Origin of the sequence: Streptococcus sp. 29892, assembly GCF_032594935.1 — a bacterium.
GTDB lineage: Bacteria > Bacillota > Bacilli > Lactobacillales > Streptococcaceae > Streptococcus > Streptococcus hyiners.
The window spans coordinates 1,083,744-1,095,471 of the sequence record NZ_CP118734.1 but is presented as its reverse complement, the minus strand read 5'-3'; the positions used below and the strand labels follow the sequence as shown (position 1 = coordinate 1,095,471).

Genomic DNA, 11,728 nt, shown 5'->3' with positions numbered 1-11,728 from the left:
AATTATGTAAAGAACGTCGCATATAGTATATTGAAATATTTTATTCGTTTTTCAACAGTATATTATTAGAAAAATATGCTATACTTTTAAGTAAGAAGAAACAAACGAAGGAGCTTCATATGTTTTGGAAGGAAAAGCAAAATAAGTTTTCTATTCGTACATTTAATAGAGGCGTTGCATCAGTCATTATTGGTATGACTGCCGCCTTATTTTTTGTACCAAATTTGGCTATGAAAGCAGAATTGACTGCTCTCGCCCATACAAATGTAGCAAGAGAACAGATTTCCTATAAGTATGTCCTTTATTCGGAACTGACATCAGATGAGAAGGCACGAATTCAAGCGACCATTCCAGCAAGGCAGGTTGGGGATACCCATACTTACTATATGGTCTATCGTCCAAAGACAAATTTGCCTCAAACAGGAGATATCCCGACTTTTACAAGTAGTCTGGTTGGTTTAGGACTATTGATTATCGGTCTATCTCTTACAAAAGATAGGAAAAAACGAATTGTTAGAAGTCTGATTATTTTAACTGCTACAGGTAGTCTTTCAGTGGCTGCAATTTCTACAGGTAGCCTCTCAGGTTTTGATAAACAATTTACCCTTGCCATAGGTGAAGCTTTGCCACAAGCAGTGATTTCTATAGATCAACATGAATTTGTAGGTTTTATTTTAGAAGGGGATGTCAATTATGAGACAATCACAGTAACAGAAGCAAATGCTGGTGAACAGAAGTCGCCAAGCGAATTGATATTGCCAAATACATTGGTTGAGGGAATATCTAAGCATTCAGAAGCTCCCGTTCCACCATCAACAGAAGCCGAAGTTCTACCCGAGGACTCAACAGATCCCGTTGTCCCAAGTTCTCCAGTTACTGAACAGCCAGAAGCTCCCGTCACTCCGGCACCACCAGTTACAGAGGACGACGTTCTACATGAGGAAGCTACAGATCCCGTTGTCCCAATTGCCCCAGTTACGGACGAGCCAGAAGCTCCCGTCACTCCGGCACCACCATCAACAGAAGCCGACGTTCTACCTGAGGAACCAACAGCGCCCGTAGTCCCAAGTTCTCCAGTTATTGAACAACCAGAAGTCCCCGTCACTCCCGTTCCACCATCAACAGAGGGCGAAGTTCTACCCGAGGAACCAACAGAGCCTGTTGCCCCAAGTGAACCAATAACGGAACAACCAGAAGCTCCCATCCCACCATCAACAGAAGATGAAGTTCTACCCGAGGCACCAACAGAGCCTGTAGTCCCAAGTGTTCCAAGTGAACCAATAACGGAACAACCAGAAGAACCGAAAACTCCCGTTCCACCATCAACAGAAGATGAAGTTCTACCTGAGGCACCAACAGATCCTGTAGTCCCAAGTGTTCCAAGTGAACCAATAACGGAACAACCAGAAGTCCCCGTCACTCCCGTTCCACCATCAACAGAGGACGAAGTTCTACCCGAGGAACCAACAGATCCTGTAGTCCCAGTTGCTCCGAGTGACCCAGTTACTGAACAGCCAGAAGCTCCAGAAACTCCCGTCCCACCATCAACAGAAGATGAGGTTCTACCCGAGGAACCAGCAGATCCCGTTGTCCCAATTGCCCCAGTTACGGAAGAGCCAGAAGCTCCCGTCCCACCATCAACAGAGGCCGAAGTTCTTCCAGAAACTCCAACGGATCCCGTCGCTCCAAGTGACCCAGTAACGGAAGAACCAGAAACTCCCGTCCCACCATCAACAGAAGATGAAGTTCTACCTGAGGACCCAACAGAGCCAGTTGTCCCAAGTTCTCCAGTTACTGAAGATCCAGAAGCTCCCGTCCCACCATCAACAGAAGATGAAGTTCTACCCGAGGACCCAACAGGTCCCGTTGTCCCAATTGCTCCGAGTGACCCAGTTACTGAACAGCCAGAAGCTCCCGTTCCACCATCAACAGAGGACGAGGTTCTACCCGAGGACCCAACAGATCCCGTTGTCCCAAGTTTTCCAGTAACGGAAGAACCAGAAGAACCTATTAAAACCAAACCGGAGTTAGTTTTATCAATTCTTAAAGAAAATGTAGATGATAGGAGTGTAGAAGTAAGCTATACTTTGATAGACAATGATTCTACATTTGTCAGGGCTATGGTATCTCTATACAAAGGGGATGAATTAGTCACAGAAAAAGAAATTCTAACACAAGAAGAGCTATACAAGGTTCCATTTGCCGATTTGCTGCTGAACACTGACTATGAAGTAAAAACACGATTTACCTATAATTTAGGTAGTGATGATGTGGAAGAAGAGCTCAGAACAGAAAAATTTGAACTAGAGAATAAGTTGCTGGAATTTCGATCTTACAATAGTATTGAGCTGTATCAAGTTGATGAATTTGGCGAGAAAACAAGGATTACAGCCTTGACTAGCGCTCCAATTTCTTCAGAAAACTACCTTGTTAAGATTTCTACTGTAAACAACAAAGATATTTATCTTCCAGTTGATAGCTTTGAGAATGCTGACAAGGGGATTATGGTAAATATTATTCATCCGAAATTGGTTAAGTTTAACCAGAATAATAATGGTTTTGATAAAAATCATACCTTTATGATTGATAAACTTGTCTTGCAAGAGGGGGCCTACAGTAAATTTAGTGAATTAGTAGATGCTATCAATAACAATCCTAGTGGCACTTATTATCTAGCTGCTGATATGGTTGTTGATAAGGAGGTTTCGACTGACACCTACGTTACCAAAGAATTTACTGGAAGTCTGAAGAGCCTAGGTGGGCAAAAGGCCTACTCGATTTTACAGTTAGATAGACCGCTTTTCAGCACTCTTAAGAATGCTAGGGTCGAAAATATCTCCTTAAAAGATGTGGCCATTGTAAATGATCAAACAGCAGTAGCTGCCTTAGCAAAAAAAGCAGATAAGGCTACCATTGATAAGGTCACTGTTTCAGGAAATATTACGGCCAAACAAAATATTGCTGGTTTGGTTTACGAAGCAACAAATGGTACAAGCATTAGCAATTCCATCATCGATGTCAGATTAAATAATACAGCAAGCTATGAAATCTACTATATGGGTGGTGTTACAGGAATACTAAATAGTTCAACCATTGACAAGGTAAGGGTTAATGTGGCAATTGATGCTAAGACAGCAAGTGGCCGCGGACAAAAAATTGGTGGTGTCACTTCGGATATGATTTTATCTACGATTACCAATGCCTATGTTAAAGGAAATATCCAGGCTACAGCACCTGCTGATACTGGAGGTTTTGTAGGTACAGCTAGGATGTCTGTCTTGAATAATATTGCAACAGGTGTATCTGTTACCAATGGAGGTATCATTGCTTCGGCACAAAATCTATATACTACACACGGGTCAATGCCAACCAATATTTATAGTGTTGAAGGTCATGCAACAGGCCAACCAAATCCTACCATTCAGTCTACAAGCCTTTCTCAAGAAGCCGTGCTAGATAAAATCAAGGCATGGGGAATTCCAACAGCTCCTACCAAGACCGAGCAGGCAAATACTAATAGTCAGTCGAATTCCGTGCAGACCATCGATTATAACCAGGTTCAAAATGCTCAGGCTAAACGAAGAACTGCCTATGAAAACACGTCTAAGTTGTTGCCATTCTATGACCGGAATACGATTGTTAAATATGGTAACTTGATTGATGAAGCAAGTAATCTCTATAGCAAGCCTATCCAGTCAGTTCTGACCTTGAATGAGGATGGAGTAGCAACAAATATCTATGACCAACACGCTTCCTTGACCAAATTACTGATCCATTATGAAGATGGAACTTCGGAAGTTCTACCTTTGGTATTTAAGGGAGAGTACGGTAAGACCAAGGTTGTGGAATATGGCTTAGGTGAACAACTTCTCTATACACCAGAACAATTACTATCTCTGGAAACCAGTCTCATCGATGAACTAGTGACAGCATTTTCTCAGGTTGATCTTGACAGCCAAGAGATGGCTGACATCTTACATATCCAAACTGCAGACAAGAACGCCAAACTAAAAGACTTGTACTTAGATGAATCCTTTGCAGAAGTCAAAGACAATCTCGAAGTCCATATCAAAGGTTTGCTGGCCAATAGACAGGTAGTTGATACCACAAGCAAGGCTGTCAGGGATGTCATTAAAAAAGAATTCTTGGCAGATAAAGAAAAAATTATGTTCGCTCTTGCCTACCTCAATAGGCTATATGGCATTAAATATGGAGATACCAATATCAAGAATATTGTGCTCCATCATGCGGATTTCTATAAGCGTCAATTAGATACTCTAGGCTGGTTGAGGTCATTTACGGATAAACTCACCAAGGATGATGATCAGTTCTATGTTTCACAAAATGGCTACGAAGATATGTATTTTGACAGATTAACACTTGCCAATAATGCAGCCATTCATAAGGAACGTTTTGGAGCACTCTCTAGTCAGCTTGGAACAGTTCGTGATTTCTTGGAATACAATAAGAAATTGTTCTTGGGAGAAACTGATTCAAGGAAGTGGTTTAAAGAAGCGACCAATGCCTTTGTTTATGAAATTCCATCCAATGCAAACTCGAGCATTGACACCAGTCTATATAGTCATCTGGGACGTATTCCACGTTATGAAAAATACTACTTGCCATTGCTTAATATCAAGGAGAAGGATGATATTTTCGTAATGAGCTCAATGGCAACAGTAGCCTTCGGTGGTTACGGAAGATATGTGGATACGGCTTTGAAAAAGACCAATCCAGAACAATATTACCAAACAGTTAAGACAGTACAGACAAGTCGGATACCGAAACACGGGAAACGATTAGGTGACTTTTTGGATATGTGGTATCAAATGGCAGATTCTAATCTGAGAGATAAGTTTATCCAACGCTCAACTGAAATTTGGGATGGTTACTGGATCAAAGATTCAAATGCATTTGAAGACCACGCTGATAAACGGCGGTGGGCTGGTAAATATGATCAGGAATACCGCTATGTTCAGGAGTTGGCAGGTGCCTTGAATGAATGGCATAGACAATCAAGAGATAGTGCCTTTTCAGATACAGTAACCTTTGTGAAATTTTCAAATCGGGACATGTTATCTGATCTAGGGGATTCAACTATGAGTCATGAATTGGTCCATAACTATGATGAAACCATCATGTTAGATGGTCATAAGCGTCGTCCTGGTCAAGATGCAGAATCCTATGCTATGGGCTTGTTGCAGTCATCAGCTGGTGGAGGTATTTATTACTATGGCTTTAATTTCATGAATGAACATAGTCCAAATACCCCACACAATGTTTCAAGTAGTCGCTTCAAAACAAAAGAGGATTTACAAACCTATCTAAAAGGAGTCTTTGATGTGACCTACCTCTTGGATGCAGTCGAAATCCAAGCCATTGCCACTAAGGGGAAAGAGGCTTATCCTTACTTCTTTAACAAGATAGAGTTGGTCCCAGCCACTGAAGCACCTACCAATCAGCTTCCTAGCTATCAAAATACTCATGATCGTATTAGGAAATTGAGTAATGAGGAACTGGCTAACTTGAACATTACCACTATCAACGATGCGATTGACCATGCACTAGTTGCTAAATCCTCACTTTTGCTGGAACAAGACTATTTACGCGAAAATTTGAAGAACTATTATTTCGTACCGCTCTATTATCCAATTTATGCAGGCTTGCAAAATAATAGTGGTACTGTTGGTGGTTTACAATTCCGTAAGACGGCCTTGGAGCTATTAGCAGCAAAAGGTTGGGAAGAAGGCTTTATTCCTTATGCAACAGACAAGCTAAAAGCGGAAGCAGAGGCGGCAGGTCGTCTACTATCTGATCAGTTTATTTTTGAAAAAATATTTGCTGGACAATTTACGGATTATGCAAGCTTCAAAAAAGCTATGTATAAAGAACGCTGGGATAAGAAGGATAGACTGAAAGCCATCACGATTAGCTTCAATGGTCAGACTGAAACAATAGATAATATTGAAACGCTGAGTAGGCTGATGGCGGAGGCAGTTGATAAAGATTATCAGGCCGCTAAGAATAAGCAAGCAGGATTTAATCGCCAAGGTTTGAAAGATGCTATTTTGAAAGCCTATGTCGGATTAACGGATAGTTTTACCTCCTCCATATTTACAGATTGACCGAGGTCAATTCTCATTACCTTTTGGGAAGAAGTTGAAAGATAGTATTTTCGCCTTCTTCCTTTTATTTTTTCCCAATTCTCCCTTGAACTGTGATATAATAAGCATAGTATTGTTTATAGGAGAAATTAGACATGGAAATCATTCGCGAAAAAGAATTTGTCAATCAGTATCACTTTGATGCCCGCAATCATGCTTGGGAAAAGGAAAATGGGGTTCCAGAAACGAAATTAAATGTTGATTTCCAACTACTTGAACGCAATGAAGAAGAAAATAAAACATCAATGATTACTATTTTGCGTTTCATCATTGTTTTGAACCATTTTGTTATTTCTGGTGCTATGAGCCAAGCCGTTCATCTTCAGGGTCGTTACGTCAATGAACCGACAGAATTTACAGAGGAAGAAAAACGGACATTAGTTGAGCCACTATTGGATATGTTGAAACGCATGACCTATGATGTTACAGAAATTGCTTTTGATGCACCAGGTGTAAATTTGGAGTTTTAATATGAAATTAGCAGTTATTACGGACTCATCGGCTGTTTTAGGGATAGAACGCGAGGACTTGTTTGTCTTAAATATTCCAGTTAACATTGATGGTGTCAATTATATCGAAGGTCAAAATTTGACCGTTGAGGAATTTTATCAAAAAATGGCCTCATCAAAGGATTTACCAAAGACCAGCCAACCAAGTTTGATGGAGTTAGACGATATTTTGACAAGTTTGAAAGAAAAAGGCTATACGCACGCGCTAGGCTTGTTCTTATCGTCAGGTATTTCCGGTTTTTACCAAAATATCCAGTATCTGGCAGAAGAATATGAAGGCCTGACGGTTACCTTCCCAGATACAAAAATAACTTCAGCACCTTTAGGTATGATGGTTGAAAATGTACTCAAATGGGCCGATGAAGGTCAGAGCTTTGAAGAAATTATTGGCAAATTGAACCAAGAAATTGGCAAGACCACAGCCTTTATTATGGTCGATGACCTTAATCACCTAGTAAAAGGTGGTCGCCTGTCTAATGGTGCAGCCTTGTTAGGTAATCTCTTGAGTATCAAGCCAATTTTATACTTCACAGATGAAGGTAAGATTGAAGTTTATGAAAAAGTTCGGACTGAGAAAAAGGCTATCAAGCGCTTGTTAGAAATTCTTCAAGAACAAACGAAAAATGGTCACTACCAAATTGCCATCATTCATGCCAATGCGCCTGAAAAAGCTGAAAACTTTAAACAACAGTTAGAAGAAGCCGGAGTGGGTAGTGATTTGCCAATTGTATCATTTGGTTCAGTCATTGGTACGCATTTGGGAGAAGGGGCAGTGGCCTTTGGTATTTCTCCCATCATTGAATAGGAGTTTGCATGACAATTAAGGTAATTATCGCAGGTTTTAAAGGGAAAATGGGCTCAACGGCTGTTGAGATGGTCAAGGGTGATGCAGAACTGACTCTGGCTGCCTTGGTGGATCCATTTGCGATAGAAACAGAAGTAGATGGTGTTCCTGTTTTCAAGACAAAAGAAGAAGTGGCTGGCCTAGACGCTCATGTCTGGGTGGATTTTACAACGCCAAAATTTGCCTATGAAAACACTCGTTTTGCCTTGGAAAACGGTTTTGCTCCTGTGGTTGGAACAACGGGATTTACCCCTGAAGAAATTGAGGAATTGACAACCTTGTCTGCTGAGAAGGGCTTGGGAGGCTTGATTGCTCCTAACTTTGCGATTGGAGCCATCTTGCTTATGCAATTTGCAGCACAGGCAGCCAAGTATTTCCCAAATCTTGAAATCATCGAATTGCACCATGACAAGAAGAAGGATGCACCGAGTGGTACGGCTGTCAAAACGGCCGAACTCATTTCCCAAGTCCGTCAGTCACAAGTTCAAGGGGCAGCGGATGAAGAAGAACTGATTGCTGGTGCTCGCGGTGCAGCATTTGACGGCTTCCGTATCCACTCAGTACGCTTGCCAGGCCTTGTTGCCCATCAGGAAGTGATTTTTGGTGCGCAAGGTGAAGGCTTGACCATTCGTCATGACTCTTACGATCGTATTTCCTTTATGGGCGGTGTCAACCTCGGCATTAAAGAGGTAGTCAAACGCTCACAACTCGTATATGGTTTGGAACACTTACTATGAAATTAACCAATCTGCCTTCTGAATTTCAGGAGGCTTTGCCGATTTTAGAGAAAATTAAAGTAGCTGGTTACGAGGCTTATTTTGTTGGCGGTTCAGTACGGGATGCCATTCTGGGCAGACCTATTCATGATGTCGACATTGCCACTTCCAGCTATCCGCAAGAAACCAAGCAAATCTTCCCGCGGACTATTGATGTGGGGATTGAGCATGGAACTGTCCTAGTCTTGGAAGGCGGAAAAGAGTATGAAATCACCACTTTTCGGACAGAGGAAGAGTATGTAGATTATCGTCGTCCCAGTCAGGTTTCTTTTGTGCGTTCCTTGGAAGAGGATCTCAAACGTCGCGACTTCACGGTTAATGCTTTTGCCCTTGATGAAGAGGCTCAAATCGTTGATCTCTTTGATGGGATGACTGACTTAGATAACCGCACCTTGCGTGCTGTTGGCATCCCGGCTGAGCGTTTCAACGAAGATGCTCTCCGTATCATGCGTGGATTTCGCTTTGCGGCGACCTTGGATTTTGAGATTGAGCCGACGACCTTCACAGCTATGGTGGAAACGGCACCACTGTTGGAAAAAATCTCGGTGGAACGTAGCTTTATCGAGTTTGATAAACTCTTGATGGCGGATTTTTGGCGAAAAGGCTTGCGTGCTCTGATTGATTCCAAGGCCTACAATTTCTTGCCTGACCTAGCAGACAAGGGAGAAAAGCTTGAAAGCATGTTGACCAGTCTGGCAGAAGATTTCCAATTTTCAACTTCTGAACAAGCCTGGGCCATGCTCTTTGTCTGCCTAGGTATTGATAACATCAAGTCCTTCCTGAAAAAATGGAAAACCAGTAATGATTTCCAACGCACTGTAATCAAGTTGGTAGAGATTTATCAGCTTCGCCAAGCAGGACCTGTTACCAAACAAATCTGTTTCAAGTATGGCAAAGAATTCTTGTACTTGGTAGAGGAACTCCGTCAGGCACAAGGTCTTGTCACAGATTTTGAGGGAATTGACCGCATTGACCAAGCCTTGACTATCCATGACAAGCATGAAATTGTTGTCAATGGAGGACATCTGATGAAGGCATTTGACCTCAAACCAGGTCCAGTCTTAGGCAATTTGCTCAAAGAGGTGGAATTCCAGATTGTGGAAGGACAGCTGGAAAACGAAGAGAAAGCTATTATGGCGTTTGTAAAAGGGAGATTAGATAATGAGTGATTTTATCGTTGAACACTTGACCAAGTCTGTTGGTGATAAGACGGTTTTTGCAGACCTTTCGTTTATCATCCACCAAGGTGACCGTATCGGAATTATTGGTGTCAATGGTACAGGAAAGACGACTTTGCTGGATGTTCTGTCAGGTCGTATCGGTTTTGACGGAGATGTATCACCTTTTCATACAAAAAATACCTATAAAATCGCCTATCTGACCCAGGAACCTGATTTTGATGAAAGTAAGACAGTTTTAGACACTGTTCTTTCTTCTGACCTTCGTGAAACCCAGTTGATTCGTGAATATGAATTGCTTTTGTCTAACTATGATGAAACCAATCAAGCAAGACTGGAGAAAGTCATGGCAGAGATGGATTCTCTCAATGCTTGGGAGATTGAAAGCCAGGTCAAGACCGTTCTGTCCAAACTTGGCTTAACAGAGCTTAACAAAACAGTTGCCGAGTTGTCAGGTGGTCTACGCAGACGGGTGCAGTTGGCCCAAGTTCTCCTTGGCAATGCGGATTTGCTTTTGCTGGATGAACCGACAAACCACCTGGATATTGATACTATTGAGTGGTTGACAACTTTCTTGAAAAACACCAAGAAATCTGTTCTCTTTATTACCCACGACCGCTATTTCTTGGACAATGTGGCGACACGGATTTTCGAACTAGACCGCGCTAGCTTGACCGAATATCAGGGAAATTACCAGGACTATGTTCGCTTAAAGGCAGAGCAGGACGAGCGAGATGCTGCCCTTCGTCACAAGAAAGAACAACTATACAAACAAGAACTGGCTTGGATGCGCAGACAACCTCAAGCTCGTGCTACCAAACAGCAGGCCCGTATCAATCGTTTCCATGACCTCAAGGGCGATTTAGCCAACAAGATAGACGATAGCGAACTGGAAATCAATTTTGAAACCTCTCGTATCGGTAAAAAGGTCATTAACTTTGAAAATGTCAGCTTTTCCTATCCTGACAAGCCCATTTTAAAAGACTTTAACCTGCTCATTCAAAACAAAGACCGCATCGGTATTGTTGGTGATAATGGAAAAGGAAAATCAACCTTACTCAATCTGATTGCAGGCGACTTACAGGCAGACAGCGGTAAGGTAGATATTGGGGAAACCATCCGTATCGGTTATTTTTCTCAGACCATTAAAGGTTTAGATGAAAGCAAGCGGGTCATCAATTTCTTGCAGGAAGTGGCAGAAGAAGCAAAAACGACTTCTGGTATGGTTTCTATCGCAGAACTCTTGGAGCAATTCCTCTTTCCTCGCAATACCCACGGGACCTTGATTGAAAAGTTATCAGGCGGGGAGAAGAAGCGACTTTACTTGCTGAAAATTCTTTTACAAAGGCCCAATGTTCTCTTGCTGGACGAACCGACTAACGACTTGGACATAGCGACATTGACAGTCTTGGAACATTTCTTACAGGGCTTTGCTGGTCCGGTCATTACCGTCAGTCACGACCGTTATTTCTTGGACAAGGTGGCTAACAAAATCTTGGCTTTTGAAGACGACGGCATTCAGACCTTCTTTGGCAACTACACAGACTATCTGGATGAGAAGGCCTTTCTGACTTCCAGCTCTGCCATTTCCTTGGAAAAACCAAAGGAGAAATCCGAGAAAGTAAAAGAAACCAAGAAGCGGATGTCTTACTTTGAGAAGCAGGAATGGGCGACCATCGAAGAGGATATTGCTGGCTTGGAGGAGCGGATTGCGGAAATCGAGGCGGAAATGTTGACCTGTGGCAGTGACTTTACAAAATTGTCCGATTTGCAGAAGGAATTGGATGAGAAGAACGACCTGCTCTTGGAAAAATATGAGCGGTATGAGTATCTGAGCGAACTGGAGGGCTAGATGAAAGTTCTTGTCATGTCTTATATGGTCATCTATCTCTTGGTGACCTTGGGTGCAGCCCTCTATAGCTATTTTATGACCAAAAAAATGAATGCTTTGCGCTTAATCTTGACGGTTTTATCCATGCTCTTGCTAGCTGTTTCACTCTATTTTTACAGTCAGGCCTATCACGATGTACAAATGGTGGGCTTTGCTACGGGCTTTACCTTCATCTCCACTCTTTTTCTCTATAATGGAACCAAGGAAGGTAGCAATTTTACGACAGTTATGCTCTTTTCCATTGGTCGTTTTATTTTACATATTCAATTTTTGATTTTGCTCTATCTGTTCAGATAGGGCAAAATTTTTTTGTTCGTACAAGTTCATGAAAAGGCTTTACGCAAACCTTTGCGTTGTGGTATAATA

General features: G+C 42.0%; 7 protein-coding genes. All 7 read left to right on the top strand.

All coding sequences use genetic code 11. The features are described from left to right. Positions 1-119: 119 nt before the first annotated feature. The 7 genes from PW220_RS05485 to PW220_RS05455 all read left to right on the top strand — a co-directional run bounded on the left by PW220_RS05485 (position 120) and on the right by PW220_RS05455 (position 11,659). Positions 120-6,125: a ZmpA/ZmpB/ZmpC family metallo-endopeptidase gene (locus PW220_RS05485; RefSeq protein WP_248054108.1), complete on the top strand. Its 6,006-nt coding sequence runs from the start codon at positions 120-122 to the stop codon at positions 6,123-6,125. A gap of 134 nt (positions 6,126-6,259) precedes the next feature. Continuing rightward, positions 6,260-6,634, top strand: coding sequence for a DUF1149 family protein (locus tag PW220_RS05480; RefSeq protein ID WP_105117059.1), 375 nt, complete (start codon positions 6,260-6,262; stop codon positions 6,632-6,634). 1 nt (position 6,635) lies between these two features. Continuing rightward, positions 6,636-7,478 carry a DegV family protein gene (locus PW220_RS05475; RefSeq protein WP_105124565.1) on the top strand — a complete coding sequence of 281 codons (843 nt, stop codon included), beginning with the start codon at positions 6,636-6,638 and terminating at the stop codon, positions 7,476-7,478. Between the two features lie 8 nt (positions 7,479-7,486). After that, on the top strand, positions 7,487-8,254 hold the full coding sequence (dapB, locus tag PW220_RS05470) for a 4-hydroxy-tetrahydrodipicolinate reductase (protein ID WP_248054110.1): 768 nt from the start codon (positions 7,487-7,489) through the stop codon (positions 8,252-8,254). Then, on the top strand, positions 8,251-9,462 hold the full coding sequence (locus PW220_RS05465; protein WP_248054112.1) for a CCA tRNA nucleotidyltransferase: 1,212 nt from the start codon (positions 8,251-8,253) through the stop codon (positions 9,460-9,462). The genes dapB and PW220_RS05465 overlap by 4 nt, the downstream gene beginning before the upstream one ends. After that, complete coding sequence (locus tag PW220_RS05460; protein ID WP_248054114.1) at positions 9,455-11,323, top strand: ABC-F family ATP-binding cassette domain-containing protein; 1,869 nt, start codon at positions 9,455-9,457, stop codon at positions 11,321-11,323. The genes PW220_RS05465 and PW220_RS05460 overlap by 8 nt, the downstream gene beginning before the upstream one ends. Further along, on the top strand, positions 11,324-11,659 hold the full coding sequence (locus tag PW220_RS05455; RefSeq protein WP_248051575.1) for a hypothetical protein: 336 nt from the start codon (positions 11,324-11,326) through the stop codon (positions 11,657-11,659). The last annotated feature ends 69 nt before the right edge of the window (positions 11,660-11,728 follow it).